The organism is Pseudonocardia sp., from assembly GCF_050250275.1.
Classification (GTDB): domain Bacteria; phylum Actinomycetota; class Actinomycetes; order Mycobacteriales; family Pseudonocardiaceae; genus Pseudonocardia.
The window spans coordinates 20,691-46,921 of sequence record NZ_JBFWOY010000006.1 but is presented as its reverse complement, the minus strand read 5'-3'; the positions used below and the strand labels follow the sequence as shown (position 1 = coordinate 46,921).

The 26,231-nt window shown below is 74.0% G+C and carries 25 protein-coding genes; 15 read left to right on the top strand and 10 right to left on the bottom strand.

The window, feature by feature from the left end:
- Positions 1–76: 76 nt before the first annotated feature.
- The gene (locus AB7F12_RS07965) at positions 77–592 is read right to left on the bottom strand and encodes a L,D-transpeptidase (protein WP_428500299.1); all 516 of its coding nucleotides are present in this window, start codon (positions 590–592) and stop codon (positions 77–79) included.
- A 200-nt stretch (positions 593–792) separates the two neighbouring features.
- Here AB7F12_RS07965 and AB7F12_RS07960 point away from each other — a divergent pair, with 200 nt between their 5' ends.
- The 3 genes from AB7F12_RS07960 to AB7F12_RS07950 are packed head-to-tail and all read left to right on the top strand — an operon-like array spanning position 793 to position 4,501.
- The gene (locus tag AB7F12_RS07960; RefSeq protein WP_428500298.1) at positions 793–2,139 is read left to right on the top strand and encodes an MFS transporter; all 1,347 of its coding nucleotides are present in this window, start codon (positions 793–795) and stop codon (positions 2,137–2,139) included.
- A complete protein-coding gene (gene ilvD, locus AB7F12_RS07955; RefSeq protein ID WP_428500297.1) occupies positions 2,136–3,821 on the top strand; it encodes a dihydroxy-acid dehydratase in 1,686 nt (561 codons plus the stop codon). Before AB7F12_RS07960 ends, ilvD begins: the two co-directional genes overlap by 4 nt.
- A 5-nt stretch (positions 3,822–3,826) precedes the next feature.
- Positions 3,827–4,501, top strand: a complete 675-nt coding sequence (locus AB7F12_RS07950; protein WP_428500296.1) for a hypothetical protein — start codon at positions 3,827–3,829, stop codon at positions 4,499–4,501.
- Positions 4,502–5,068: 567 nt separating this feature from the next.
- Here AB7F12_RS07950 and AB7F12_RS07945 read toward each other — a convergent pair.
- Both AB7F12_RS07945 and AB7F12_RS07940 read right to left on the bottom strand, forming a co-directional pair.
- Positions 5,069–7,348, bottom strand: coding sequence for a bifunctional lysylphosphatidylglycerol flippase/synthetase MprF (locus tag AB7F12_RS07945; RefSeq protein WP_428500295.1), 2,280 nt, complete (start codon positions 7,346–7,348; stop codon positions 5,069–5,071).
- A gap of 200 nt (positions 7,349–7,548) precedes the next feature.
- Entirely contained in the window at positions 7,549–8,952 is a 1,404-nt protein-coding gene (locus AB7F12_RS07940) for a PLP-dependent cysteine synthase family protein (RefSeq protein ID WP_428500294.1), read from the bottom strand.
- Positions 8,953–8,986: 34 nt separating this feature from the next.
- On the opposite strand from AB7F12_RS07940, the gene AB7F12_RS07935 reads away from it, so the two are divergent.
- Genes AB7F12_RS07935 through AB7F12_RS07915 form a run of 5 tightly spaced genes read left to right on the top strand, consistent with a single transcriptional unit; the run spans position 8,987 to position 13,423 of the window.
- Positions 8,987–9,583 (top strand): class I SAM-dependent methyltransferase, encoded by a 597-nt coding sequence (locus AB7F12_RS07935; RefSeq protein WP_428500293.1) that lies wholly within the window; start codon positions 8,987–8,989, stop codon positions 9,581–9,583.
- Positions 9,584–9,624: 41 nt separating this feature from the next.
- Positions 9,625–10,626, top strand: a complete 1,002-nt coding sequence (locus AB7F12_RS07930) for an acetamidase/formamidase family protein (RefSeq protein WP_428500292.1) — start codon at positions 9,625–9,627, stop codon at positions 10,624–10,626.
- A 12-nt stretch (positions 10,627–10,638) separates the two neighbouring features.
- The gene (locus AB7F12_RS07925; protein ID WP_428500291.1) at positions 10,639–11,400 is read left to right on the top strand and encodes an SDR family NAD(P)-dependent oxidoreductase; all 762 of its coding nucleotides are present in this window, start codon (positions 10,639–10,641) and stop codon (positions 11,398–11,400) included.
- 4 nt (positions 11,401–11,404) lie between these two features.
- A complete protein-coding gene (locus AB7F12_RS07920; protein ID WP_428500290.1) occupies positions 11,405–12,538 on the top strand; it encodes an epoxide hydrolase family protein in 1,134 nt (377 codons plus the stop codon).
- Positions 12,539–13,423: an ABC transporter substrate-binding protein gene (locus tag AB7F12_RS07915; protein WP_428500289.1), complete on the top strand. Its 885-nt coding sequence runs from the start codon at positions 12,539–12,541 to the stop codon at positions 13,421–13,423.
- Here AB7F12_RS07915 and AB7F12_RS07910 read toward each other — a convergent pair.
- Positions 13,407–14,534, bottom strand: coding sequence for an AbrB family transcriptional regulator (locus AB7F12_RS07910; protein WP_428500288.1), 1,128 nt, complete (start codon positions 14,532–14,534; stop codon positions 13,407–13,409). The two genes, AB7F12_RS07915 and AB7F12_RS07910, sit on opposite strands and share 17 nt — an antisense overlap.
- A gap of 91 nt (positions 14,535–14,625) precedes the next feature.
- On the opposite strand from AB7F12_RS07910, the gene AB7F12_RS07905 reads away from it, so the two are divergent.
- Positions 14,626–16,563: an ABC transporter ATP-binding protein gene (locus tag AB7F12_RS07905; protein WP_428500287.1), complete on the top strand. Its 1,938-nt coding sequence runs from the start codon at positions 14,626–14,628 to the stop codon at positions 16,561–16,563.
- 22 nt (positions 16,564–16,585) lie between these two features.
- On the opposite strand, the gene AB7F12_RS07900 is transcribed toward AB7F12_RS07905, so the two are convergent.
- Positions 16,586–17,524 (bottom strand): hypothetical protein, encoded by a 939-nt coding sequence (locus AB7F12_RS07900; RefSeq protein ID WP_428500286.1) that lies wholly within the window; start codon positions 17,522–17,524, stop codon positions 16,586–16,588.
- Positions 17,525–17,661: 137 nt separating this feature from the next.
- On the opposite strand from AB7F12_RS07900, the gene AB7F12_RS07895 reads away from it, so the two are divergent.
- Both AB7F12_RS07895 and AB7F12_RS07890 read left to right on the top strand, forming a co-directional pair.
- Positions 17,662–18,444, top strand: coding sequence for a hypothetical protein (locus tag AB7F12_RS07895; protein WP_428516446.1), 783 nt, complete (start codon positions 17,662–17,664; stop codon positions 18,442–18,444).
- The gene (locus AB7F12_RS07890; RefSeq protein ID WP_428500284.1) at positions 18,441–19,049 is read left to right on the top strand and encodes a hypothetical protein; all 609 of its coding nucleotides are present in this window, start codon (positions 18,441–18,443) and stop codon (positions 19,047–19,049) included. The genes AB7F12_RS07895 and AB7F12_RS07890 overlap by 4 nt, the downstream gene beginning before the upstream one ends.
- Positions 19,050–19,193: 144 nt before the next feature.
- Here AB7F12_RS07890 and AB7F12_RS07885 read toward each other — a convergent pair whose 3' ends face one another.
- Genes AB7F12_RS07885 through AB7F12_RS07870 form a run of 4 tightly spaced genes read right to left on the bottom strand, consistent with a single transcriptional unit; the run spans position 19,194 to position 21,736 of the window.
- Positions 19,194–20,018 carry a family 1 encapsulin nanocompartment shell protein gene (locus tag AB7F12_RS07885; RefSeq protein ID WP_428500283.1) on the bottom strand — a complete coding sequence of 275 codons (825 nt, stop codon included), beginning with the start codon at positions 20,016–20,018 and terminating at the stop codon, positions 19,194–19,196.
- An 8-nt stretch (positions 20,019–20,026) separates the two neighbouring features.
- Entirely contained in the window at positions 20,027–20,626 is a 600-nt protein-coding gene (locus tag AB7F12_RS07880; protein ID WP_428500282.1) for a hemerythrin domain-containing protein, read from the bottom strand.
- A gap of 10 nt (positions 20,627–20,636) precedes the next feature.
- The gene (locus AB7F12_RS07875; protein WP_428516448.1) at positions 20,637–21,461 is read right to left on the bottom strand and encodes a DUF1990 family protein; all 825 of its coding nucleotides are present in this window, start codon (positions 21,459–21,461) and stop codon (positions 20,637–20,639) included.
- Positions 21,458–21,736, bottom strand: coding sequence for a hypothetical protein (locus AB7F12_RS07870; protein ID WP_428500280.1), 279 nt, complete (start codon positions 21,734–21,736; stop codon positions 21,458–21,460). The genes AB7F12_RS07875 and AB7F12_RS07870 overlap by 4 nt, the downstream gene beginning before the upstream one ends.
- Positions 21,737–21,742: 6 nt before the next feature.
- Between AB7F12_RS07870 and AB7F12_RS07865 the strand changes: the two genes are divergently transcribed.
- Positions 21,743–22,465 carry a DUF1990 family protein gene (locus AB7F12_RS07865; RefSeq protein WP_428500279.1) on the top strand — a complete coding sequence of 241 codons (723 nt, stop codon included), beginning with the start codon at positions 21,743–21,745 and terminating at the stop codon, positions 22,463–22,465.
- A gap of 20 nt (positions 22,466–22,485) precedes the next feature.
- Complete coding sequence (locus tag AB7F12_RS07860; protein ID WP_428500278.1) at positions 22,486–22,848, top strand: hypothetical protein; 363 nt, start codon at positions 22,486–22,488, stop codon at positions 22,846–22,848.
- Here the strand turns inward: AB7F12_RS07860 and AB7F12_RS07855 are convergent, their stop codons facing one another.
- Positions 22,849–23,373 (bottom strand): YbhB/YbcL family Raf kinase inhibitor-like protein, encoded by a 525-nt coding sequence (locus tag AB7F12_RS07855; protein WP_428500277.1) that lies wholly within the window; start codon positions 23,371–23,373, stop codon positions 22,849–22,851.
- Positions 23,374–23,529: 156 nt separating this feature from the next.
- Here AB7F12_RS07855 and AB7F12_RS07850 point away from each other — a divergent pair, with 156 nt between their 5' ends.
- Both AB7F12_RS07850 and AB7F12_RS07845 read left to right on the top strand, forming a co-directional pair.
- Positions 23,530–25,113 (top strand): Na+/H+ antiporter, encoded by a 1,584-nt coding sequence (locus AB7F12_RS07850; protein WP_428516450.1) that lies wholly within the window; start codon positions 23,530–23,532, stop codon positions 25,111–25,113.
- Positions 25,114–25,452: 339 nt separating this feature from the next.
- Positions 25,453–26,208, top strand: coding sequence for an SDR family oxidoreductase (locus tag AB7F12_RS07845; protein WP_428501570.1), 756 nt, complete (start codon positions 25,453–25,455; stop codon positions 26,206–26,208).
- Positions 26,209–26,231: the final 23 nt, after the last annotated feature.

Sequence of the window (26,231 nt, the reverse complement as noted above, 5' to 3'; positions counted from 1 at the left end):
ACGAACGACTGCCGGTCCCGCGATCCGCGGACCCGGCCGTCGTCGTGTGCAGCGGTCGTCGTGTGTGCAGCGGGTGTCAGTGCACCTGGACCTCGTCGCCGACCTCGAGGGCGCCGTAGAACGTGACCGCGTCGTCGTGGGCGAGGTGCACGCACCCCGCCGACGGGTTCTTCGGGTTGCCCTCGTGGAACGCGATCCCGCCGGGGGCGAAGAACACCGAGTAGGGCATGGGCGCGTCGTCGAACTCGGCGCTCCTGTGGTTCTTGTCCTTCCACTGCACATCGAAGGTGCCGGTGGGGGTCTCCTTGCCCTGCCCGCCGTGGCTGATGCCGACGGGCCCCGTGGTGACGGTGCCGTCGGCGATCAGCCACGCCTTGTCCGCGGCCAGGTCGACACACGCCCGTGCCGTGACCGTGCACGGTGTGCCCGCGACCGTCGCGCCGCCGTGCCCGCCGCCGTGGTCGGCCGCCGACGCGGTCCCGGCGAGGACATCCACCGCCGCCCCCGCGACCAGAACCACCGCTCCGACCAGTGCACCGGCGCGTGCCGGACCCCGCAACCGCGGGGCGCGCCGTGTGCTGTGCTCGCCCATGTACGTCCTTTCCCGACGTGTCGTCCGCGACGGCCAACGATCATGTCCGGACGAGGTGACGGCGACGCGCCGGGGCCGTCCGGTACCCGTCGACAATCCCCGGAGAGGTGTTCGGGCGGTCCGTCCCGAGTTGTGGGCGAAGACCCCCCGGGGTAGGACCTCATGGCGCCGTACGGGGCCGGCGCGAGGAGGTGGTCGGGATGTCGGCACCGGAGTCCGCGTCCGTCGCGGGTGCGGTCGGCAAGGCGATGCGGCGGCTGCTGCCGTTCCTGGGCCTGTGCTATCTGCTCAACTACGTCGACCGGGTCAACGTCGGGTTCGCCTCGGTGACGATGCGCCCCGACCTCGGTCTCTCGGCGACCGCGTACGGGCTGGGCGCCGGCCTGTTCTTCATCGGCTACTTCTTCTTCGAGGTGCCGAGCAACATCATCCTGCACCGCGTCGGCGCCCGGCTGTGGATCGCCCGGATCATGATCACCTGGGGCATCATCGCCTCCGCGACGGCGTTCGTGCAGGGCCCGGTCAGCTTCTACGTGGTGCGGTTCCTGCTCGGCTTCGCCGAGGCCGGGTTCTTCCCCGGGATCATCCTGTACCTGACCTACTGGTTCCCGCGGGTGCAGCGGGCCCGCGTGGTGGCGCTGTTCTTCCTGGCGGTGCCGCTGTCGTCGGTGCTGGGCGGGCCCGTGTCCGGGCTGCTCATCGACAACGGCGAGGGTGTCCTCGGCTTCGACGCCGGGTGGCGGTTCATGTTCTTCGTCGAGGGCATCCCGGCGCTGCTCCTGGGCATCGCCGTGCTCGCCGTGCTGCCCGACCGGCCACGCGACGCGCGCTGGCTGACCAGGGACGAGGCGGCCGCCCTGGAGGAGACGATCGCCCGCGAGGACGAGGCCGAGGTGCCCCACGGCCCCGGGCTGAAGGCGGCGCTGCGCGACGGGCGGGTGATCGCGCTGTCGGTCGTCTACTTCGGTGTGGTGTTCGGCCTCTACGTGCTCGCGTTCTTCCTGCCGCAGGTCGTCGACGAGCTCGAGGGCTCACTCACCGGCCTGCAGATCGGGCTGATCACCGCGATCCCGTACGCGGTGGCGTCGGTGGTGATGGTGCTCGTCGCGCGCCACTCCGACCGGACGGGGGAGCGGATCGGGCACGTCGCCGTGCCGGTGCTCATCGGCGCGGCCGCGGTCGCCGTCGCCCTCTACCTCGACTCGCCGTGGCTCGTCATCGCCGCCGTCACCGTGTGCGCGTGCGGGGTGTTCGCCGCGATCCCGGTGATCTGGCAGCTGCCGCCGCTGTTCCTCACCGGTGTCGGAGCCGCCGCCGGCATCGCGCTGATCAACTCCTTCGGCAACCTCAGCGGCTTCGTCGGCCCCTACCTGACCGGCTGGCTGGAGGACCTCACCGGCTCGCTGCGCGCAGGCATGTGGTGCGTCGCCGGCTTCATGACGCTGTCGGCGGTCGTCGTCGTCGCGATCCGGCGGAAGATCCGTGACGGGGACGGGGATAGGTTGGGCTCCCCCGACCACCCCACCACGTCACGGAGCGGCGAATGACCTCCCAGGCACCCGACCTCAAGCCGCGCAGCCGCGACGTCACCGACGGCATCGAGCGCACCGCGGCCCGCGGGATGCTGCGCGCCGTCGGCATGCGCGACGACGACTTCGCCAAACCGCAGATCGGGATCGCGTCGAGCTGGAACGAGATCACCCCCTGCAACCTGTCGCTGCAGCGCCTCGCCCAGGCCGCCAAGGAAGGGGTGCACCGGGGCGGGGGCTACCCGATGGAGTTCGGCACGATCTCGGTGTCCGACGGCATCTCCATGGGCCACGTCGGCATGCACTACTCGCTGGTCAGCCGCGAGATCATCGCCGACTCCGTCGAGACGGTGGTGCAGGCCGAACGGCTCGACGGCACCGTACTGCTCGCGGGCTGCGACAAGTCCCTGCCCGGCATGCTGATGGCCGCCGCCCGGCTCGACCTGGCGTCGGTGTTCGTCTACGCCGGATCGATCCTGCCCGGCCACGTCGACGGGCGCGAGGTCAACATCTCCGACGCGTTCGAGGCCGTCGGCGCCTGCATCAAGGGGCTCATCACCCGCGACGAGCTCGTCGAGATCGAGCGCAACATCTGCCCCGGCGAGGGCGCGTGCGGCGGCATGTACACCGCCAACACCATGGCCTCGGCCGCCGAGGCGCTCGGGATGGCGCTGCCCGGCTCGGCGAGCCCGCCCGCGGTCGACCGCCGCCGTGACGGGTCGGCCCGCGCCTCCGGCGAAGCCGTGATCGGGATGCTCGGCAAGGGCATCACCGCCCGCGACATCCTCACCCGCGACGCCTTCGAGAACGCGATCGCCGTCGTCATGGCCTTCGGCGGCTCCACCAACGCCGTGCTCCACCTGCTCGCCATCGCCCACGAGGCGCAGGTCGAGCTCACCCTCGACGACTTCAACCGGATCGGCGACCGCGTCCCGCACCTCGCCGACGTCAAGCCGTTCGGGCGCTACGTCATGTCGTCGGTCGACCAGGTCGGCGGGGTGCCCGTCGTCATGCGGGCCCTCCTCGACGCCGGGCTGATCCACGGCGACGCCCTCACCGTCACCGGCCGGACCGTCGCGGAGAACCTCGCCGAGATCGACCCGCCCGACCTCGACGGCACGATCGTGCACGCCCTGTCCGACCCCATCCACCCCACCGGCGGCCTCACCATCCTGCGCGGCTCGCTCGCCCCCGACGGTGCCGTCGTCAAGAGCGCCGGGTTCGACTCCGCCACCTTCAGCGGCACCGCCCGGGTGTTCGACGGCGAGCAGGGCGCCCTCGACGCCGTCGCCGACGGCACCGTCGTCGCGGGCGACGTCGTCGTCATCCGCTACGAGGGGCCCCGCGGGGGGCCCGGCATGCGCGAGATGCTCGCCGTCACCGGGATGATCAAGGGCGCCGGGCTCGGCAAGGACGTCCTGCTCATCACCGACGGGCGCTTCTCCGGCGCCACCACCGGCCTGTGCGTCGGCCACATCGCCCCCGAGGCGACCGACGGCGGCCCCATCGCACTGGTCCGCGACGGCGACCCGATCACCCTCGACATGACCGCCCGCACCCTCGACATCGGGGTCGACGACGCCGAGCTCGACCGCCGCCGCGCCGGGTGGACACCGCGGGAGACCGCGCTGCGCACCGGGGTGCTCGGCAAGTACATCAAGCTCGTCGGCTCCGCGGCCGGCGGCGCGGTCTGCGGCTGAGCACGGTGATCCGTAAGCGGCCGGCCGGGCAGCGGCGCGCCGACAAGGTCGCCGCCCGGCGCCGGCGCGGCGGAGGCGTCCCCAAGCCCGGCACCGGGCTGCGGCCGATCCTCACCCTGCCCGGACTCGACGGCTACGGCCCCGACGACCTCCCCGACGTCGGCCGCACCGACGGCGTCCCCGAGCTCCGCCTCGCGCTCGCCCAGGCGCGCGCCGAGCGGGAGCTGAGCTACCGGATCCCACCCCTCGCGGACCCGGCCGCCTACCCGCAGGACACCCTCGTCGAGTGGACGGCGACGGTGGGCCGCCACCACACCGCCATCCTCGCCGCCGACCTCGACGAGCACGCCTGCGTCGCCGACCTCGTCGACCACCGGCTGGAGGCGGCCGTCGCCGCCACCGTCGCGACGCGGTCGGCGCAGCCCGCCAGGGACGAGGTCGCGATCCTCGCCGCCGCCGACGGCGGTCGCGCCGGCCGGGCGCTGCGGCTGGCCGCGGAGGTGCTCGGCGAGCGGACGGCCGGCGGGGACGCGGACGACCGGGCCCTCACCTGGGTTGCCACGCACCTGGGGTCGGAGGCCGCGACGCGGGCCCGCGACGCCGCCGGCGTCCCCGCCGCGCAGGCGGACGCCGACACCGTCACGGCGCTGCTCTGGCTCGCGGCGGGCCGGGCGGGCTGACCACCCGCGCCGGGGTCGTGGTGCCGGCGTCGTCGGCGCGCTGGTGACGCGCAGAACCCCGCCGTCCCGACGGCTCGCCGTCCGGCAGTCCCTCGGCCGGCGTCGCCGTGGGGTGCCGGGGGCGGGGCGAGGCGGGGCGACCGGCCGCGTAGCCGCGCGGGCGCGCGCTGCGGGCGTGGGCGTGTTGTGGGAGTTGTCGGGTGTGCTCCCAGGACACGTTCGGGGGTGCGGTCGTCGACGGGCGTGTCGTGAGCGTTGCCGAGCCGCCCTGATGACACGTCCGGTGGTGGAGGGCGCGCGTTGCGCCTGGAGCGTCGCGCCGCCGCTGAACGTGTCACGGGCGCGGTGTGGTCGCGCTGGTGACACGTTCGGTGGTCGCGTCCACGGTCAGGGAGTGCGGCGGTGCCACCGAGCGTGTCCTGGGCGCGCCTCGGCCGCGCTCATGACACGCCCGCGCGCGGTGCACGCTCGTGACACGGTCGCGCGGACGGTGCGCGCGCGTGATGCGGTCGCGGTCAGGACGGTGGTGCGGCCGGGACGTTGCGGTCGGGGCGGCCTCGCGGGTGTTCAGGTGCGGGTGAGCTTCACCAGCTCGTGCACCGGGGTGTCGGGCAGGTACGCGCGGGTGATGGCGATGCCGATGCGGGCGAGGTCGGCCTCGTCGCGGTACACCAGGTGCATCGGCTCGTAGCGCGGCTGGAACTTCGCCTTGAACGCGTGCAGCGACCGGAACCCGTAGAGCGGCTCCAGGACGTCGCCGATCTGGTCGAGCACCCGGGCGAGTCCGTGCACCGGGCCGTCGCCCTCGGCCCGGGCCAGTGGCGCCCCGGACAGTGAGACGATCTCGACGCCCTCGTCGCGGAACGTCGCGGCGCTCTGCGCGATGAGGAACTCCACGACCGGCCGGAACCCGTCGGGGCGGCGCAGCATCAGGTCGAGGGTGCGGCCGCGGACCTGCCCGCCGGGGCCGTACACCGGCAGCCACGACGTCACCCCGTGCAGGGTGCCGTGCGCGTCCTGGGCGATCCCGACGCGCACCGGCCGGTCGAGTGCCTCGTCGACGCCGCCGAGGGTGAAGCCCATCTCGGGCAGGCTCTTGTCGCCGACCCACTCCTCGCTCATCCCGCGGATGCGTTCGACGAGGGACCAGGGTTCGTCGGCGAGGGTCACCATCCGGAACGTGATGCCCTCCTTCTTCGCGCGGTTGATGGCCGAGCGCACGTTCTGCCAGGGCTTGCCGGTGAACGTGAGGCCGGGCAGGTCGATGAGGGTGTCCTCGGCGACCTGGACGTGTTTCCAGCCGATCGTCTCCGCGGCCGCTGCGGTGGCGTCGCCGACGGAGAACATGCAGGGGACGAGCCCGGCGCGGTCGGCCATCCGGGAGAAGGCGTCGACGGCGTCGATGTGGGAGCCGGCCGGGCCGATGGGGTCGCCGAGCCCGATCGCGACGCCGGCGTGCGCCTGGTAGGCGATCACGATGCCGGGCTCGGACCCGGCGGCGGAACCGGGTGGGTCCCCGGTGTCGGAGCCATCCGGAGCATTCGAGGATTCCGAGGCGTCGGAGGAGGTGTCGGCGGTGGCCCCGGGATTCTCGGTGGGGCTGCTCAGCAGCGGGGCGGCGGGAGCGGTGTCGGGCGCCGGAGCCGTGCCGAACCAGCGGTTCGCCGGCCACGTCGCCATCCACGAGATGGTGCCGCCGCCGTGGCGGTGCAGCGCGGCGATGGCGTCGCCGCGGTCGGCGGCGAACTCCTGACGCTTGCGGATCCGCCGTCGCGACGGGGTGCGGAACGCGTGCCTGCCGACGATCAGCACGACCAGCAGGAGCAGCCACAGCAGCCGGTCGGCGACGAACAGCGGTCCGCCGACGATCTCCCACGGCTCGTCGAGGACCACCGCGACGATGACGATGACGGCGACGGCGAGCCCGACCACGACGTTGAGGATCCCGATGCCGACGGCCCACCGCCAGGCGGTGCGCTTGCCCTTGCGGAGGCCGTTGACCAGCAACAGGGCGAGGACGAGGGTGATGAGGACGTCGACCCAGTCGCTCTCGGTGTCGCCGGTGGGCCCGAGGGGCCCGTCGGAGGGGATGAGCCAGGACAGGACGGTGCCGAGCAGGATGACCAGCACTCCCGCGACGGCGAACAGCCGCCATTCGCGGCGGCTGGGGCGGCCGGTGCGGTCGGCGCCGAGTCCGCGGGTCAGGGCGTGCCCGGCGAGCAGTCCGGCGAAGCCGGCGACGAAGTGTTCGAGATCGGCGAGGTTGCCGCCGTAGATGAGGGCGACGATCAGGTAGATGCCGATGCCCAGCCGCAGCCGCAGCCGCCACGGCGAGCGCAGCACGGCTGCGGTGACGGCGAGCGCGGCGAACGCGCCCGCGGAGAACCCGGCGTCGATCTGGGCGCCGAGGGTGACCGCCCAGGGCCAGCCGGTGGGTCGGGTGGCCAGCAGGACGAGTGCCGCGCCCAGGATGCCGACGAGGTGTCCGCCGATCGTGACCCCGGCGGCGCGGGCGGTGCCGAGCTTCCACTCCGCCCAGCCGGTGAACAGCACGAACGACAGCACCATCGGGATGTAGAAGATCGGTCCGACGGCGAAGAACGGGCCGGTGGCGAGGGTCCAGACGTGGCCGTCGAGCAACGCGGGCAGGCCGTAGCCGACCTGGTCGTACCAGGTGCGGTCCTCCAGGGCCGACCAGAGCGTGCCCGTCGCCAGCCCGACGACGATCATGACAAGGGTGCAGGTTGCGGTGAACGGCAGCCGCTTCACCACCGCGAGCACCGTGGGTGTCGGTTCCGGTGCGGGATCGCCGGTCGTGTCGGGTTCCTGCACCGCGGCCTCGGACATCCGTTGCCCCCTCGTCGTACGCCGGCCCCGCTGCCGACGGCCGGGTCCGGCCTCCGCCGATCTCCTGGGTTGGCAGCGTGCCCCGTGCCCGGCACGGCGGCAAGGCCATGGTCCGGAACTCGTGGCGACGGCCGGGTCCGTTACGGCCCGGTGGCGGCTGCCGTCGGGCTCGGGGCCCGTGTCGACGGTGGGGTGGCGCCCTACGCCGGCCGGGGTGGCGCCCCGGGGCGGGTGAGGGCGGCCCGCGGCACCGACCGGACGATCCGGCCGTCGGCGACGACCAGCAGCGGGCGGCCGTCGTCGGGCACGCGGCCGAGCGCTGCGGCGACGGGCTCGCCGATGCCGATCGTCGCGAGCAGTGGCCCGGGGCGCACGGGATCGCCGGGCGCGGCCCGGCGCAGTTCGGTCACCGACACCGCGCCGACGACGTCGCCCGTGGCCCGGTCGGGGCTCGTCGCGGCGCGGTCGGCGACGACCGGCACGACGTCGGGGGTGTCGCCCGGCAGCGCGGCGAGGACCTCGCCCGCGCGGCGCCCGGCGGGGACGACCACGAGCCCGGGCGCGGCGGCGGGCAGGACGTCGCGCACGAGGGGGCCCTCGGGCGCGTCGACGAACCCGAGCCGGGTGCACCAGTCGTCGTCGAAATACTTGCTGAGGTAGGCCCGGCCGGAGTCGGGGGCGATCACGACGACGACGTCGTCGGGGCCCAGCCCGGCGGCGACCTGGAGCCCGGCGACGAGCGCGGTCCCCGAGGACCCGCCCAGCAGCATCCCTTCCTCGCGGGCCACGCGACGGACCAGCCGGACGGCGTCGCCGTCGGGGACCTGGACGAACTCGTCGACGACCGACGCGTCGTAGGTCTCGGGCCACTCGTCGGTGACGGTGTCGGGGTGCAGGTAGTGCCCGACGGCCTCGACGGTGTAGGGGCTGCCGTCGCCGCCGGAGTAGCGCGACGTCGCCGGGTCGGCCGCGACGATCCGCACCCGCCCACCGGATGTGGCGCGCAGGTACCGGGCGGTGCCGCTGATGGTCCCGCCCGTCCCGACTCCGGCGACGAGGTGCGTGATGCGCCCGCCGGTCTGGGCCCAGATCTCGGGGCCGGTCGTGTGTTCGTGGACGAGCGGGTTGGCGGGGTTGGTGTACTGGTCGGCGAGCCAGCCGCGGTCGGTCTCGGCGGCGAGCCGCTCGGCGAGGCGGCGCACGTGGCGGGGGTCGTGCTGGGGCACGGTGCCGGGGGTGAGGACGACCTCGGCGCCGTAGGCGCGCAGCAGCGCGATCTTCTCGGCGGCGGTCCGGTCGGGCACGACGAGCACGCACCGGTACCCGCGGCGGGCGGCGACCATGGCCAGCCCGATGCCGGTGTTGCCCGACGTCCCCTCGAACACGGTGCCGCCGGGGGGCAGCCGGCCGTCGCGTTCGGCGGCGGTGACCATCGCGTACGCGGCGCGGTCCTTCACGCTGCCGCCGGGGTTGGCGTACTCGGCTTTGACGTGGACGGCGGCGGCGATGCCGTCGACGACCCGGTCGAGGCGGACCAGGGGAGTGGCCCCGATGCCGTCGGTCAGTGACTGGTGCACGGCGCCGGGCGACGCGATCTGCTCCACGGCCCGATCATGGACCTTCACTAGGCTCGCCGGTATGGCCGAACAGCTCCCGGACGACTGGAACCGCTGGCGCAGCGCGGTCGACGTCGGTACCTACGACGACCGTTGGGCCCGGATGGAGGCCGCGGGCGGCAACCCGCACGGCGAGGCCGACCTGGTCACGGCTCTGCTGGGTGAGCGGCCCGCACCGCGTGTTCTCGACGGCGGCTGCGGCACGGGCCGGGTCGCGATCGAGCTGGCCCGCCGGGGGGTCGCGGTGGAGGGGCTCGACCCCGACGCGGACATGATCGCGGTCGCCCGTGGGAAGGCGCCGCAGCTGACGTGGCACCACGGGGGCCTGGAGGCGTTCGCCGTGGCGGGGGCGTTCGACCTGGTCGTGCTGGCGGGCAATGTCGTGCCGTACATGGCGGCCGGGGACCGGGCCGCGGGTGTCGCCGCGTGCGCCCGCGCGCTGCGCCCGGGCGGGCTGCTCGTCGCCGGGTTCAGCCTGCAGCCCGGCTGGCCGGCGCTCGACGACTACGACGGGTGGTGCGCGGCGGCCGGGTTGGTCGGGGACAGCCGCTTCGCGACGTGGGACCGGGCCCCCTACGACGGCGGGAACTACGCGGTGTCGGTTCATCGCAGGCCCTGAGGGCTTGCGTCCGGGACCGTCCACCCTCGACGATCGGCCGCGTGGACGTCGTCGAGTACCGACCCGAACGCGACCAGTACGTGTGGACCTTCGGCGGTGTCGCGCCGAGCCACCGGATCACCCCCGGCACGCTGCTGAGGCTGTGGACCGAGGACGCGTTCTCCGGGCGGATCACGAAGGTGACCGACCGCCCCGGGCAGGTGTTGAACCTCGCCGAGGTCAACCCGCAGACCGGACCCTTCTTCGTGGAGGGCGCCGAGCCGGGGGACACCCTCGCCCTGCACATCGTCGACCTCACCCCGGCGCGGGACTGGGGCGCGTCGACGACCATCCCGTTCTTCGGTGCGCTGTCCGCGACGGACCGCACGGCGCTGCTGCACGACCCGTTGCCGGAGCGGACGTGGATCTACCAGCTCGACCGCGCGGCGAACACGGTGTTGTTCGAGGCGAGCAGCGTCGACATGCGCCTGGAGCTGCCGTGCAACCCGATGCTGGGCACGGTCGGTGTCGCGCCGGCGGGCCGGGAGGTGCGGTCGAGCCTGGTGCCCGACATGTTCGGCGGCAACATGGACACACCCGAGATGAAGCCGGGTGTCACCTGCTATCTGCAGGTCAACGTCGAGGGCGCGATGTTCTCGGTCGGCGACGGGCACTACCGGCAGGGTGAGGGCGAGAGCTGCGGCACCGCTGTCGAGGGTGCGATGGACGTGACGTTGCTCGTCGAGCTGATCAAGGGCGGCGCGGGCCCGGTGTGGCCGCGCATCGAGTCCGACACCCACTACGTGGTGGTGGGGTCGTCGCGGCCGCTGGAGGACGCGTGGCGGGCCAGCCAGGTCGGCATGATCGGCTGGCTCGGCGAGCTGTACGGTCTCGACCGGCTCGACGCCTACCAGCTGCTCACCCAGGTCAGCGAGTCACCGCTGGCCAACGTCGTCGACACCAACTACTCGGCCGTCACGAAGGTCTCGAAGGCGCTGTTGCCTGCGGGCCGGGCCTACAACGGGATGCACGCCCACCTGCGCGAGCAGTCCGCGACCCTCTAGGAGATCTCTTTCATGGACCTGCAACTTGCCGGCCGCCGGGCACTGGTCACCGGCGGTACCCGCGGCATCGGCGCCGCGATCGTCGAGATGCTCGCGGCCGAGGGTGCCCGGGTGGCGTTCTGCGCGCGCAGCGAGGACGAGGTCCGCGCTCGGGTGGACCTGTTGGGCGGCAAGGGGTACGAGGTCGCGGGCCGGTCGCTCGACGTGGCCGACGGGGACGCGCTGGCCGAGTGGGTGGCCGACGAGGCGCGCGAGGCCGGCGGGATCGACATCGTGATCGCCAACGTCAGCGCGCTCGCGATCGGCCCGGGTGAGCAGAACTGGAAGGCGAGCTTCGAGGTCGACCTCATGCACACGGTGCGGTTGGTCGAGGCGGCCATGCCCCACCTCGAGCAGAGCGACGCGGCGTCGATCATCGCGGTGTCGAGCGTGTCGGGCCGGGAGATCGACTTCGCGAACGGCTCCTACGGCGTGATGAAGGGCGCGCTCGTGCACTACGTGTCCGGGCTCGCGCTCGACCTGGCGCCCAAGGGGATCCGTGCCAACGCGGTGTCGCCGGGCAACGTCTACTTCGACGGCGGGGTGTGGCAGGGCATCGAGAGCGGCAACCCGGACCTGTGGAACCTCGCGCTCGGTCTCAACCCGACGGGGCGGATGGGCACCCCCGAGGAGACGGCGTACGCCGTGGTCATGCTCGCGAGCCCGCTGGCGAGCCGGATCAGCGGCGCGAACCTGGTCGTTGACGGCGCACTGACACGCGGCGTGCAACTGTAGTCGCGTGCGCGAGTTCCGCATCGAGACTCCCCAGGCCGATCTCGACGACCTGCGCGACCGGCTGCGCCGGACGCGGTGGCCCGAGCCGGCGACCGTCGAGGGCTGGACGCAGGGCGTCCCGCTGGACTACCTGCAGGAGCTGTGCGCCTACTGGGCCGACGGCTACGACTGGCGGCGCTGCGAGGCCGAGCTCAACGCCCGCGCCCAGATCCGCACCGTGCTCGACGGCGGCGCCGACGACACCGTCGACGTGCACGCGCTGCACGTGCGGTCGCGTCACGAGGACGCGCTGCCGCTGATCCTCACCCACGGCTGGCCGGGCTCGATCGTGGAGTACCTCGACATCATCGACGACCTGGTCGACCCGCCCGACCCGGCCGACGCGTTCCACGTCGTCGTCCCGTCGCTGCCCGGGTTCGGGTTCAGCGGCAAGCCGCGGATCGCGGGCTGGGGCATCGAGCGGATCGCGACGGCGTGGGCGCAGCTCATGGACCGCCTCGGCTACGAGCGCTACGGCGCCCAGGGCGGGGACTGGGGTTCGATGATCACCGCGATGCTGGGGACGGGGGCGCCGGAGAACGTCGTCGGCATCCATCTGACGATGCCGCTGGCCGAGGTGCCGCCCGACGACGAGCGTCGCCCGCTCACGCGCGAGGAGAAGAAGGGCATGCTCGACGCGAAGCGGTTCCGCCGCTTCGGCACCGGCTACTCCGCCGAGCAGTCCACCCGGCCGCAGACGGTCGGGTACGCCCTGACCGACTCGCCGGTGGGGCAGTGCGCGTGGATCGTCGAGAAGTTCTGGGACTGGACCGACTGCGCGGGGCGGCCGGAGAACACGATCCGGCGCGACCGCCTCCTGGACAACGTGATGACGTACTGGCTGACGGGCAGCGCGGCGTCGTCGGCGCGGCTGTACTGGGAGAGCTACGGCAAGACCCGCTACGACCTCGTCGAGGTGCCGACGGGGGCGACGGTGTTCCCGCACGAGATGCGCCGGCTGCCGCGGCACTGGCTGGAGCGGCGCTTCACCGACCTGCGGATGCTCAACCACCCGGAGGTGGGTGGGCACTTCGCGTCGATGGAGCAGCCCGAGGTGCTGGTCGACGACATCCGGACGTTCTTCCGGATGGTGCGCTGAATGCGGATCGCGTCCCTGCTCCCGGCGGCCACGGAGATCGTCGGGGCGCTCGGGCTGGCCGACGACCTCGTCGCGGTGACCTACGAGTGCGACGAGCCGGCCGGGGTGCGGGAGCGGTGCGCGGTCGTCGTCGACACGGCGCTGCCGGCCGGGCTCGACCCCGCGGGTGTCGACGCAGTCGTGCGCGACCGGGCGGCCCGCGGGCTGGCGATGTACGAGCTCGACCGGGCGGGGCTGGCCGCGGCCGCACCGGACCTGATCCTCACCCAGGACCTGTGCCGGGTCTGCGCCCTGCCCGCGGGGGACGTGACCGCGGCACTGGCCGCGATCGGGTCGGCGGCGGGGGTGGTCGAGGTCGACCCGCACTCCGTTGAGGAGGTGCTCGCCGCGATCGTGACGGTCGCGGCCCGCGCGGGACACGCCGCGGCCGGTGTGGCGCTCGTCGCCGGGCTGCGCGACCGGCTCGCTTCGGTCGCGCGGTCGGTCGGCGGCCGGCCCCGGCCGCGGGTGCTGGTACTGGAGTGGACCGACCCGCCCTACCTGCCGGGGCACTGGGTGCCCGAACTGGTCCGGCGCGCGGGCGGGAGCGCCGCGGGCGGCACCGAGGGCGCCCGCAGCGTCGCCGTGACCTGGGACGACATCGCGGCGCTGGGGGCCGACCTGACCGTGGTGGCACCGTGCGGGTTCGGCCTCGACGACGCCGTCGCCCAGGGCCGGGCGGTGCTGGACCGGCTGCCGGCGGGCCCGGTCGTCGCGATCGACTCGGCGTCGTACGTGGTGCGTGGCGGGCCCCGGCTCGTCGACGGCGTCGAGGCGCTCGCGTCGGTGCTGCATCCGGGCGCGGTGCCGGCGCCGCCGCCGGGGCGGGTCAGTCGGCTCCGGTAGTGCCCCAGCGCCGGCCCGCGAGGCGGGCCAGGAACGGAGCGAGCAGCAGCATCAGCACCACCCGCAGCACCTGCATCGCCACCACGAACGTGACGTTCGTGCCCGCCGAGATCGCGGTCGCGAGGACGGCGTAGATGCCGCCCGGCGTGGTCGCGAGGTAGCCCTCCAGCAGCGTCGCACCGGTGAGGTGCGACAGCGCCACGCCCAGGGCCGCGCACGCCCCGATGATCACGACGATGAGCCCGATCGCCAGCGGCAGCACCCGCGCGACGGTCCGCAGGCTCGCCCGGGTGAACCGCACCCCGGCCTGCCAGCCGATGACGGCGTAGGCGACGTCGACGACCAGCGCCGGCGGTGTGGACCCGAACGACCACCCGGACAGGGCGAGGGCCAGCGCGACGACCATCGGGCCCAGCAGCGCCCCGGCCGGGACCCGGGTCAGCACGCCCAGCGGGACCCCGACGGCGCAGCACAGCGCGAGTACCCCCAGCCCGACGTACCAGGGGGCGCTCGCGCCGGCCCCGCCGGCGGCGGGGGAGTGCTGGGCGCCGAACGCGAGTGCGGCGACGACCGGCATGGTGGCCGTCACCAGCCCGACCCGCAGGTACTGCACGACGGCGACGACCCGCTCGTCACCGCCCAGCTCGCGGCTGATCGCGACCAGCCCGGAGGCGCCGCCGGCGGTGAGCGCGAGCATCCCGGTCAGCGGCGACACCCCGCGCTGCACCCCCATCAGCAGGCCCGCACCCATGCTGGCCAGCAGGGTCGCGACCCCGATGCCGAGGACCGGCAGCCAGTCGCGGGCGACGGCGGCGAGGGTGTCGCTCTGCGCGATCAGCCCGATGACGACGCCGATCACCGCCTGCGCGCCGGTCGTCGCGGGCCGCGGGACGGCTGCGGGGGCCCGCCCGAGCAGCGCCAGCACCGTGCCGACGAGCAGGCCCGCGAACAGCGCGGGTGACGGCACGCCCAGCGCCCCGAACCCGAACGTCAGCGCGACGGTGAGCACCGCCAGCAGCGCCCAGCGACCCCAGGCGACGGCGCGCAGCCGGTCGCGTCGCGACGGCGCCCGTGCCGCCGCCGACGCCGTTCCCGGACACGTCGGTCCCACGCCCCGACCCTGTCACGGGCGCGGCGGCGTCGCGCCTGGCAGGCTGACGCGGCCGGTGCGCTGTGGCCGGTCTCACCGAGGGGACGGCGATGTGAGCGGGGCGGACGACGCAGAGGTGATCACCGGGACGAGTCCGGCGGGCGACCGGATCGGGCGGCGGGTGTGGGCGCTGTTCGGCCCGCACCGGGTCGCGCTGGCCGGGATCCTCACCGCGGTCGTCGTGTCCAGCGGGCTCGGCATCATCACGCCGTTCCTGACCCAGGCGACGTTCGACAAGGCCCTGTTCCCGCCGGGCGGGAGCGTCGACATGGAGCTGCTGGTGTGGCTCGTCGCCGGGATGATCGCGATCCCGGTGGTGTCGGCGCTGATCGGGGTGTGGCAGACCTGGCAGACGACGCTGCTGGGCAACCGCGTCATGGCCGACCTGCGCGGGCGGCTCTTCGAGCACCTCCAGCGGATGGACCTGTCGTTCTTCACCGCCACCCGCACCGGCGCCATCCAGTCCCGGCTGGCCAACGACGTCGGCGGGGTCCAGAGCGTCCTCACCGAGACGGCCACGTCGATCCTCGGCAACGTCGTCACCGTCGCGGCCGCGCTCATCGCGATGCTGCTGCTCAGCTGGCAGCTGACGCTGGTCGCCGTCGCGCTCGTGCCGATCTTCGTGCTGCTGCAGATCCGGGTGGGCCGGGTCCGCCGCAGGATCGCGGGCCGCACCCAGGAGTCGCTGTCGGACATGACCGCGATCACCGAGGAGGCCCTGTCGGTGTCCGGGGTGCTGCTGGCCAAGGTGTTCAACCGGCAGGCCGACGAGGTGCGCCGCTACCGCGACGAGAACGCCAACCAGGTCGGGCTGCAGGTCCGCCAGGCGATGACCGGGCAGACGTTCTTCGCCGTCGTGCAGACGTTCCTCGGGGTCACCCCTGCGCTCGTCTACCTGGTGACGGGTCTGCTCATCGGGGCGGGCAGCGGGGTCAGCGCCGGCACGGTCGTCGCGTTCACCACGTTGCAGACCCGGCTGCTGTTCCCGACGGTCAACCTGCTGCGCGTCTCACTCGACGTGCAGACCTCGCTCGCGCTGTTCGGGCGCATCTTCTCCTACCTCGACCTGCAACCCCGGATCGTCGACGCCCCGGCCGCCCGCGCACTGGAGCCGGCGACGGTGCGCGGCGCGGTGACGCTGCGCGACGTCTGGTTCAGCTACCCCCTCGCCGACCGTGACGACACCACCGAGCCCGGCACGCCGGCGCGGCCGTGGGCGCTGCGCGGGGTGAGCGCGGAGATGGCTGCCGGCACGCTGACGGCGATCGTGGGCCCCAGCGGCTCGGGCAAGACGACGATGTCCTACCTCGTGCCGCGGCTCTACGACGTCGACCGCGGCGCCGTCCTGCTCGACGGCCACGACGTCCGCGACCTCACGCAGGACTCGCTGCGCGCCGCGGTCGGCATGGTCACCCAGGACACCCACCTGCTGCACGCCACGATCGCGGCCAACCTGCGCTACGCCAGGCCCGATGCCACCGACGACGAGCTCGAGGCGGCCGCGCGGGCGGCGAACATCCACGACCGGATCGTGAGCTTCGCCGACGGCTACGACACGATCGTCGGCGAGCGGGGCTACCGCCTCTCCGGCGGGGAGCAGCAGCGCCTGGCCATCGCGCGGGTGCTGCTCAAGGACCCGCCCGTGCTCATCCTCGACGAGGCCACCAGCGCGCTGGACACCGCGAGCGAACGGCTCGTCCAGCAGGCCCTGGAGACCGCGACGCAGTCCCGCACGACGATCGCGATCGCGCACCGGCTCTCGACGATCCTGGGCGCCGACCAGATCCTCGCCGTCGAGAACGGGGAGATCGTCGAACGCGGGACGCACACCGAGCTGCTCGCGCAGGGCGGGCTGTACGCGCGGCTCTACACCGAGCAGTTCGCCGACGGGAAGGTCGAGGCCCGCTGCCGCAACGGCGTCCTGTTCCGCGACGGCCACGAGCTGGTGGAGTCCCCCCGCGACCCGCGTCGCACGGCTGCGGCGAGCTGACCGCACCGCTCGGGCGGGTGCCTCACGACAGGTCGGCCACCTTCGCCTGGGCGCGTTCGACGTCGGCCGCGGCGGCGCGGGTACGGGCGGCCGCGTCGCGCAGCTCGGCCGCGGCACTGCGCTCGGCCTCGGTCGCGTCGCGCTGCGCGCCGCGGGCCTGCTCCAGCTCGGCGGCGAGGTCGGCGACGCGCGCCTTGGCGTCGGCGAGGCGTCGTTCGGCCTCCTCGTGGGCGCGCCGTTCGGCCTCTTCGCGGGTGCGGGCCTCGTCGGCGGTCGAGCGGGCGTCGTCGAGGGCGCGGCGGGCGTCGGCGAGCTCGCGCGCGCGGCGCTCCTGCTCCGCGCGGGCGGCGGCGTCGTCGGGCATCGCCCACGGGTCGTCGGCCGTCCCGGTGGTGTCGGCGCCGGCGGCGGGCACCTCCGGGCCGGGACGGCGCCTCGGGGCGGGCCGCGGTTCGGCCCCGGCGAGGGCGTCCGGGCCGAACCCGGAGTAGCTGACGGTGCGGTGCAGCCGCCCCGACCGGACCTGTTCGGCGATGTCGGGGTCGGCGAGCGCGGCGTCGAGGATGCCGCGCAGGTCGCGCTCGGTGCTCTCGGCGATCTTGTGCCCGTCGCGGCCGGCGAGCGCCCGCGCCTCCCGGGCCATCGCGGCCACCAGCTTGCCGCGCTGGACCGAGAGCGCGCGCAGGGCGGCCCCGTCGAGGGTGCGCTGCGCGTCGCCCAGGTCGGCGGCCAGCGACAGCAGCCCGTCGAGCTGGGTGGCGCGCTCGCGGGCGAGGAGGTTGGCCAGCCACGCGGCCTGGGTGGGGCGGCGCAGCCTGGCGATGGCGCGGGCGGCGTCGCGGTCGCCCGCCTCCCGTGCGGCGGCGACCAGCTCGTCGCGGACCGGGACGAAGTCGTCGGGGGCGAGGCCGTACAGCTCCTCGGCGGCAGTCTCCACCCGATCGGGGGTGTTCTCGCTCATCGTCGTGCACCCACGTGGCCCATCGCGTGCCTCCCTACTCAAGAGGATGTGATGGGTGTCACATCTTCGAACCGTGCGAACGGGTTGTGACGAACATCGTCCGGGCACTCGGACGCATGGACACGACAGTCATCGTAGTGATCATCGTCATCGTGGTGGTCCTGCTCGGCATCGGCGTGGCGGCCTACCTGGTCGGCAGACGACGCCGCAGTGAGCGGCTGCGAGAGCACTTCGGACCGGAGTACGAGCGCGCCGTCGCCGAGACCGACGACGAGCGCGCGGCCGAGCGGCGCCTCGCCGAGCGCGAGAAGCGGCACCGCTCCCTGGACCTGCGTCCCCTCGACGACCGCGAACGCGCCGGGTTCCGGGACCGCTGGCTGGTCCTGCAGGGCGAGTTCGTCGACGATCCCGACCGCGCGGTCGAGCGCGCCGACACCTTCGTCGCGGAGGTCATGACCGCCCGCGGCTACCCCGTGGCCGACTTCGACCAGCGTGCCGAGGACGTCTCCGTCGAGCACCCCGTCGTCGTCCAGCGCTACCGGGAGGCCCGCGCCATCGCCCAGCGCAACGCGCGCGGTGGTGTCGACACCGAGGAGCTGCGCCACGCCGTGACCTCCTACCGGGCGCTGGTGGACGCCCTGCTCGACGAGTCCGGCGACCACGGCCGTGGCGACGCCCGCGGCACGACCGGCGACGGTTCCCGTGACGGCGCCCCCGACCGTCACGAGGCCGACCGTCACGAGGCCGACCGTCACGAGGCCGACCGCCACAGCGACCGTCACGAGACCGGTCATCACGTAGACCGTCACGACGCCGGCCGTCACGAGGCCGACCGCCGTGAGGCCGCCCGTCACGACGGTGGGGTCGCCCCCGACGCCGCCTGGGGCACGCCGAACCGGCACGAGGAGCCGACCCGATGAGCCGGCCGACGGACGCGCACGCGACGACCACCACGGAGGGCACCATGCAGGACCGACTCGACGACCCCCTGGACCAGCGCCACCACGAGATGACCGATCCCCGCGCCGCGGAGGCAGGCGGCCCGGGCGGCTGGGGTGGTCCCGGTGAGAGCCACGACGCCGGCGCCGCGGGACACGCGGCACCCGCCGCGCACCCGGAGTCCCCGAGGACCGATCGCGACCACGCCACCGACGGGCACGCCACCGACGGGTACGCGTCCGACGGGCACGCACCGCAGGGCGAGAGCAGAGCGGCGCGGCTGTCCGAGCCGTCGGCGGTACCGGAGGCCGGGACCGAGGAGAACGCGCTCATCCCGCGGCAGCGGGCTGCGGACTACCAGGACCGGTGGCAGGTCCTCAAGGCCCAGTTCGTCGACGAGCCGCGGACCGCGGTGCGAGAGGCGAACGAGCTGGTCGGCCGGGTGCTCGACGAGATCGAGGAGACGTTCCGCACCCAGCGCAGCGATCTCGAACGCGACCTGCACGACGACACCGCGTCCACGGAGGACCTGCGCCTGGCACTCGGCCGCTACCGGACGTTCTTCGACCGGCTGCTGAGCTTCTGACCGGCCCACCCGTGCACGAACGACCCGGCCGGGACCCGAATACGGGTCCCGGCCGGACGACGTCCGCGGCACGGCACGGCCGCGGTCCCGGCACAGCCCGTCGGATCGGCGGGATCGGGCGGGGCCGGTGCGCCGTGCGCGAGGTCAGGACAGGGCGAGGGCGGCGTCCGGCTCGACGACGCGGAAGGAGAAGCTCTCCTCCAGGTAGAGGTGCACGGTGTCGGCGTCGTGGTGGGAGTAGCCGATCGACAGGTCCTGGCCGACGTCGAGCCGGAAGTCGCCACCGCGCGTGCTGGCGACGATCGCGCCGTCGGTGCCCGGCGCCCAGATGATGGAACCGCCGAGGATCCGGGCGAGGTGGTCGAACAGCAGGTAGCCGCCGTGCTCGGTGGTCTCGACGATCCGCGTGTACCCCTCCGGCCCGATGATGAGGGAGTAGGGGCCCTCGATACCGTTGCGGCGCAGCGTGTCCACGGCGCGGGCCACGATTCCGGGGTAGGCGTTGCAGTCGGTGCCCAGCGTCGCCGCCGGGTAGGGGGACACGGCGCCGAGGCCCTCGATACCGGCGGCGGCCCAGCCGTGCAGGATCGCGCGGTTCTCGATCTCGGCGGCGACACGGGCCGCGCGGGCGAGGTCGTCGAACTCCGGGTCCGCGGCACCGCGCTGGATGTCGTCGATCTCGGCGCGCGCCACGGTGAAGGGCACCCGGACCTCGGCGAGCGGCAGGACGCGGCGGCGCCGGGTGCGGACACCGTCGGACGTGACGCCCTCCGGCGGGCCGAGCAGGTCCTCGGTGCGGCCCAGGCTGACGGCGGAGTGGGACCAGCCGCCGGGGCCGTCGAAGTCGACGACGCGCCGTCCGGCCAGCAGCGGGGTGAGGCGCTCGCGGGCCTCGTCGTCGATCTGGGTCCACGCCTCGGCGGGGATCGGGGCGAGTCCGCGCAGGAGGTGGTCTGCGGGTGTGGTCATGGGCGTGGTCACTTCCCCTTCAGGCTGCCGATGCCGAGCGACCCGTCGAGGCGCCCGGCCCCGTCGTCGTCACCCGGGGTGATCGTATTGCGTTCCGCGGTTCGCGCGACGTAGGTCTCGGGGTCCTTGTCGCCGACGTCGAGGTCGCGGGCGCCCTTGTGTCGTTGCATGAACGTGGTGAACTGGCGGCCCAGCGACTCCCGCAGCCCGGTGGGGGCGTGCAGCCGGAAGTCGGGCAGGCCCTCGTTCTCCTCCTCGGACATGTGCTCGTCGTTGGCGTCGCGTGCCGCCTGGACGGCCTCCCACCAGGACCGGGTGCCGACGGGGTGGCGGGCGGCGGCGTGCACGCCGTCGCGGATGTCGTTGTGGTCGCCGATGGCGTCGAGCGTCTCGTCCTCGGCGTCGTCGCCACCGCGGCGCAGCAGCTGCGGGTAGAAGACCTCCTCCTCGGCGACGGCGTGGACGTCGAGGTGGTCGGCCAGCGGCTGCCACACCTCGCGCAGGGCGGTCGTGTCGACGGGGGTCGACCTGCGCAGCTCGTCGAGTGCGGCGAACTGGCGACGGAACCATTCGTGGTCGTCGAGGATCAGTTCGGTGATGTCGGGCACGGCCGGGACGCTACGCCCGATCCGTCGTCCCGGCGCGCCGGGACACCACTGTGGTGGGTCGCCGTGCACGGCCCCTTCGGCCCACGGACGTGCGGTGCTGGTGCACGTGGACACCGGGGTGGCGCAGCGGCAGCGCGATCGGGTCCCACGGCCGCATCCGGCTCTGCGACGGGGCGAGCACGACGTCGCCGGCGAGCCGCGTCGGGTGGGGGAGGGGGTCGCCGGGCCGGTGGCCCGCCAGCAGGTCGTGCATGCGGCGCCCGACGCGGCGGTAGAAGTCGAGCTGGGTCCGGCGCCCGAACACCCGGAACCCGGCGCGCAGCACCGGGTTGCGGATGGGGGCGCGCCGGGAGTAGGCGTCGATGCGGAAGGCGACGACGCCCGTCGTGAGGTCCTTGACCACCTCGTAGGTGAGCTTTCCCTGTTCGAGGTGGCCGTCGAGGGTCCGGTAGGTCCAGCCCCACACGCGCTGCGGCCCGTCGGGCCCGTCACGGGTGCCCTCCAGGACACCGGTGACCCGCACGCCGAGGTAGAAGCGCAGGAACAGGAACCGGCCCTCCAGCAGCATGTTGCGGCCCAGCAGCTCGTCCGCGGGCCGGAAGACGCCGCGGATCAGTCGGTGGTCGGAGAACTCGTAGTCGCGCACGAGGACGCACGCCGCCTCGAAGATGCCGCCGGGCACGGGGTCACCGGGCGGTTCGGTGCCCAGTTCGGCGCGCGCGAGGTCGACGTGCCAGCCCGGGTCGCCGGGGCCGCGCGGGGCCTCGGACTCCGCGTAGTTGACGCCCAGGGGCGGAAGCCGGTCGAGCTCGGCGACGAGCCCCCGCGCCCTCATGTCCGGGGTCCCCGGAGCAGGCCGCGGTCCTCGTTCTGGCGCACCGACTCCCCGATCGCCCAGAACATGGGCGGCCAGAGCCCGACGAACAGGGCACGCCGTTCGGCGTTGCCGCGTTCGTCCTGGTCGACGGTCTTCGCGCGCAGCCACAGCGCGATGCACAAGACGATCGACCCCAGCGAGGTGGCCTGGAGGTGGATGGCACGGAACCCGATTCGGTGCAGCAGTCGTCCGACGGTCACGACGAGCGCGTTCCCCGTGGGACGTGTTCTCATGCGCGCATGGCAGTGCTCAGCCGCAAGGCGGCCACCGGGACCCGTCGTCACCGCCGGGTCGCCGCCCTCGTGCGGTGGCCCGTCGGGCTGGCCGCGGTGAGCTGGCGCTACATGTGGCGCACCGTCCCGCTGCACCGCAGCGAGGTCGACGGCGACGCGTCCGACGAGGCCCCGGCCCTGCCGCGACGCCACCGTGACGACCGGGTGCAGGAGGCGGCCGACGGCCACGGTGACCTGCTGCACCGCCGCTACACGGTGCGCATCGCGGGCTCCGACCTCGATGCCCGCGGGCTGATGGCCGACCTGGTCCGCGACATCAACGAGTGGTTCCCCACGGGAGTCGCGGTGTTCCGCCGCACCCGCGGGGAGGCCGGCACGATGCGCGACGGTGACGAGTTCCTGATCCGGCTGCCCGGACCGTGGGACGGCCCGGTGCGGGTGGTCGACGTCGACGACACCGGGTTCCGGTTCGCGACGCTGCGCGGGCACCTGGAGGCCGGCCAGATCGAGTTCCGCGCGCGTGACGACGACGACGGCCTGGTGATGGGCATCGAGTCGTGGGCCCGGCCCGGCGACGTGGTGTCCCGCGTCCTCTACGACAAGCTCCTCGCGGCCAAGGAGATCCAGCTCAACCTCTGGACGGAGGTCCTGCTGCGGATCACCAGCCACGCCGGCGGACGTCCGGTCGGCGGTGTCACCGTCCGCACCCGCCGCGTCGCGGCGGCCTGAACCCCTCGGAGGAACAGGCCGTGTCTGCCGTCGCCCGCGTCCTCGGCGCGCTCACCACCGCCTACGGCGTCGCCGTGGTCGTCCGCCCGTCCGTGCTGACCGGTCCCACCGGGCTGGGTCCGCGCGACGGTGACCCGTCGCCGCCGGTCGCGACGCTCGCCCGCGCCGTCGGGGTGCGCGACGCGGTGTCCGGGCTGGCCGTGGTCCTGGCGCCGCGCGGGCGTGCCGTGCAGGTGGCGCTCGCGGTGCGGGTCGCGGCCGACATCGGCGACGCCGTCACGCTCGGCGTCGCGCTGCCGGACCGCGGCGCCGCCCGCAAGGCCGTCGCGGTGGCGGGTGGCTGGGCGGTGCTCAACGCGCTCGCTCTGGCCACCGCGCGGTGATCACTCCTTGATCTCGTAGACCGGGGTGATCGTCGCCCGGGCGAGGGTGTGGGAGAAGAGGTTGAAGCCGAGGAACGCGTTGGTCGCCTCGGCGGGGATGCCCAGCGAGGGCACGTCGACGGCGTGGACGACGAAGATGTAGCGGTGCGGGCCGTGTCCCGCGGGCGGGGCGGCGCCCAGGTAGTTCTTCAGGCCGGCGTCGTTGGCCAGGGTGAACGCGCCCTCGGGCAGCGCGCCGTCGCCGGCGCCGGCGTCGAGCGAGGTCACCGACGCCGGGATGTCGACGACGGCCCAGTGCCAGAACCCGGACCCGGTCGGGGCGTCGGGGTCGAGGCAGGTGACCACGTAGGACCGGGTGCCCTCGGGGGCACCACTCCAGGACAGCTGCGGTGACCGGTCCTCGCCGCCGGCGCCGAAGATGCCGCTGACCTGCGGCATCGCGAGCGTCGCGCCGTCGGTGAAGTCGGTGCTGGTGACGTCGAAGGACGGGACCTGGGGAAGGTCGGCATAGGGGTCGTGCGCCATCGCTGCTCCTCGGGGTCGACGCCCGCCGGTCGCGGACGGTCTCGTGGCTGGTCGGCGCCCCCACGCGCGGGTGACCGCGCCGTGAGGGGATCTGGGCCACCGTAACCACCCGGACCGCTCGCCCGCAGCGCCCACCGGCGGGGCACTCTGTCGCATGTGGAGCTGCTGCTGCTCGTCGTCGGGTTGATGCTGGCCGCGGTCGTGCTCGTCGGCGTGGGCGACCGGTTGAGCCTGCCGTGGCCGGCGCTGATGGTCGTGCTCGGTGCGGCGGTCGCGTTCGTCCCGGGCCTGCCCGACGGGTTCGAGCTCGATCCCGACCTGATCCTGCCGCTGTTCCTGCCCCCGTTGCTGTTCGCGACGGCCCAGCGCACGTCGTGGGCGCTGTTCAGGGCGCGGTGGCGCAGCATCGTGACACTGGCGGTCGCGCTCGTCGCCGTCACGATCGCCGTGGTCGCGGGGACCGCGATGGCGCTGATCCCCGGCATCGGGCTGTCGGCCGCGGTCGCGCTCGGTGCGATGGTCGCGCCGCCCGACCCGGTCGCGGTCGAGGCGGTCGCCGGGCCGGTCCGCATGCCGCGGCGGCTGCTCGCCGTCCTGCAGAGCGAGGGCCTGTTCAACGACGCCACCGCGCTCGTGGTGTTCCAGGCCGCCGTTTTCGCGACGGTCAGCGGCGACGAGCTGAGCGTCCCGGTGGTCGCCGGCCGGTTCCTGCTGGGTGCGGCGCTCGCCGTCGTCATCGGGCTCGTCGTCGCGAGGATCGCCCGGTGGGTGTCGTCGAAGGTCACCGACACCACCGGGCGCAGCGCGCTCACCGTCGTCCTGCCGTTCGCGGTCTACCTGCTCGCGGAGGAGGTGCACGCCTCCGGTGTGGTCGCCGTCGTGGTGGTGGCGTTGCAGGTGCGCGCGCACTCCGACGCCGACGAGGCCGCGGAACGGCTGGTGCAGCGGTCGTTCTGGGACGTCGTCGAGCTCCTGGTCACCGGGGTGGCGTTCGGGCTCATCGGGCTCGACCTGCGCCAGGTCGTCACCGATGCGGGGGCGGACCTGCCCCGGATGCTCGTCCACGCCGCGATCGTCTGCGGTGTCGTCATCGCGTTGCGGGCGCTGTGGATGACCGGCGCGCTGCTCGCGGTGCGCCGCCGTGCCGACCCGACGGGTGCGCCCCGGACCGGGCGTGAGGCCGTCGTGCTGGCCTGGTGCGGGATGCGCGGGCTCGCGACGCTGGCGCTCGCCCTCGCGCTGCCCACACTCACCTCGACCGGTGCCGCGTTCCCGGCGCGCACCGAGATCGTCGTCGTCGCCTGTTCGGTCCTGGTGGTGACGCTGCTGCTGCCGGGGTTCACGCTGCCCATCGTGGTGCGGGTGCTGAAGGTGTCCGAGGACGCCGAGGCCGAGCACGCCGCCGAGCGGGCGCTGGCCCGCCGCGCCTGGCAGGCGGCGCTCACCCGGCTCGTGGAACGCGAGCGGGCCGCCGACCTCCCCGACGAGGTGTCGGCGGTGCTGCACCAGAGCATCGGCAGGCTCGAGGCCGTCCTCGCCGGGGACACGCTCAGCGGCGAGGAACGGGACCGCTTCGCCACGCTGCGTGCCAGCCGGGCCACGCTCGGTGCGGTGCAGGCAGCGGCCCTCGCGGCCGCCCGGGCGGAGATCCTCGCGGCCCGCCGCGAGCCCGGTGTCGACCCGGAAGCCGCCGACCGGGTGCTGCACCGGCTCGATCTGCGCACCGTCCTGCTCGACTGATCTTGCAGGTCAGAGCCCTGAGAGTCGCTCGGCGAACGGCGTTGACGTGACATGGGTCACCGGGTAGCGTTCGGAACCGACAGCTCCGGGACAGAGCCTCCCGGACCGGGCGCGCACCGGCGCCCGCCACCGACTCGTCACCCATCCGGCGCCGTCGGCTCCCTCGGGAGCCGGCGGCGCCGTGCCGCGTTCCGGGTGCGCCGCGTTCCGGGTGTGCCCACGACTGTGAGGGTTGCGCCGGGTCCGTGTGACGTGGGCCCGCCCAGGGCGGCCGGGGTGCCGCCCGGATGCGACGATCGGCGCCGGCACACCGCGGTGACAACGGAAGGAACAGCTGGCATGGCTGAGGCACGCGTCGCGATCGTCACGGGTTCGGCACGGGGGATCGGGGCGGCCACCGCCATCCGGCTTGCCGCAGACGGGTTCGCCGTCGCGGTCCTCGACCTCGACGAGGCCGCCTGCGCGGCCACCGTCGACACGATCGTCGCCGCGGGAGGGCGGGCCGTCGCCGTCGGTGCCGACGTCGCCGACGCCGACGCCGTGGCCGCCGCGGTCGACCGGGTCGTCGCCGAGCTCGGTGCCCCGACGGTCCTGGTCAACAACGCCGGCGTCACCCGCGACAACCTGCTGTTCAAGATGTCCGAGCTCGACTGGGACACGGTCATGAACGTGCACCTGCGCGGCTCGTTCCTGATGGCCCGCGCCGTGCAGAAGTACATGGTCGAGGCGAAGTACGGGCGGATCGTGAACCTGTCGAGCACCTCGGCGCTGGGCAACCGCGGCCAAGCGAACTACTCCACCGCCAAGGCCGGCCTGCAGGGCTTCACCAAGACCCTCGCGATCGAGCTGGGCAAGTTCGGTGTCACCGCGAACTGCATCGCCCCCGGGTTCATCGTCTCCGACATGACGAAGGCGACCGCCGAGCGGATCGGGGAGGACTGGGACAGCTACGTGTCGGCCCGGGCCGCGCAGATCCCGGTGGCGCGGGCCGGGCAGGTCGACGACATCGCCCACACGGTGTCGTTCTTCGTCAGCGAGGGCGCCGGGTTCGTGTCCGGGCAGGTCGTCTACGTCGCCGGCGGTCCCAAGGCCTGATCGGGCCGGGGGCCGGCCGGTAG

Excerpts from the sequence above, each read along its gene's own strand:
- AB7F12_RS07890 (WP_428500284.1), top strand. The coding sequence starts at position 18,441 with ATGAGCCGGCCGACGGACGCGCACGCGACGACCACCACGGAGGGCACC.
- AB7F12_RS07865 (WP_428500279.1), top strand. The coding sequence starts at position 21,743 with ATGGCAGTGCTCAGCCGCAAGGCGGCCACCGGGACCCGTCGTCACCGC.
- ilvD (WP_428500297.1), top strand. The coding sequence starts at position 2,136 with ATGACCTCCCAGGCACCCGACCTCAAGCCGCGCAGCCGCGACGTCACC.
- AB7F12_RS07935 (WP_428500293.1), top strand. The coding sequence starts at position 8,987 with ATGGCCGAACAGCTCCCGGACGACTGGAACCGCTGGCGCAGCGCGGTC.
- AB7F12_RS07875 (WP_428516448.1), bottom strand. The coding sequence starts at position 21,461 with ATGAGGGCGCGGGGGCTCGTCGCCGAGCTCGACCGGCTTCCGCCCCTG.
- AB7F12_RS07965 (WP_428500299.1), bottom strand. The coding sequence starts at position 592 with ATGGGCGAGCACAGCACACGGCGCGCCCCGCGGTTGCGGGGTCCGGCA.
- AB7F12_RS07885 (WP_428500283.1), bottom strand. The coding sequence starts at position 20,018 with ATGACCACACCCGCAGACCACCTCCTGCGCGGACTCGCCCCGATCCCC.
- AB7F12_RS07855 (WP_428500277.1), bottom strand. The coding sequence starts at position 23,373 with ATGGCGCACGACCCCTATGCCGACCTTCCCCAGGTCCCGTCCTTCGAC.
- AB7F12_RS07960 (WP_428500298.1), top strand. The coding sequence starts at position 793 with ATGTCGGCACCGGAGTCCGCGTCCGTCGCGGGTGCGGTCGGCAAGGCG.
- AB7F12_RS07945 (WP_428500295.1), bottom strand. The coding sequence starts at position 7,348 with ATGTCCGAGGCCGCGGTGCAGGAACCCGACACGACCGGCGATCCCGCA.
- AB7F12_RS07900 (WP_428500286.1), bottom strand. The coding sequence starts at position 17,524 with ATGAGCGAGAACACCCCCGATCGGGTGGAGACTGCCGCCGAGGAGCTG.
- AB7F12_RS07845 (WP_428501570.1), top strand. The coding sequence starts at position 25,453 with ATGGCTGAGGCACGCGTCGCGATCGTCACGGGTTCGGCACGGGGGATC.
- AB7F12_RS07925 (WP_428500291.1), top strand. The coding sequence starts at position 10,639 with ATGGACCTGCAACTTGCCGGCCGCCGGGCACTGGTCACCGGCGGTACC.
- AB7F12_RS07915 (WP_428500289.1), top strand. The coding sequence starts at position 12,539 with ATGCGGATCGCGTCCCTGCTCCCGGCGGCCACGGAGATCGTCGGGGCG.
- AB7F12_RS07870 (WP_428500280.1), bottom strand. The coding sequence starts at position 21,736 with ATGAGAACACGTCCCACGGGGAACGCGCTCGTCGTGACCGTCGGACGA.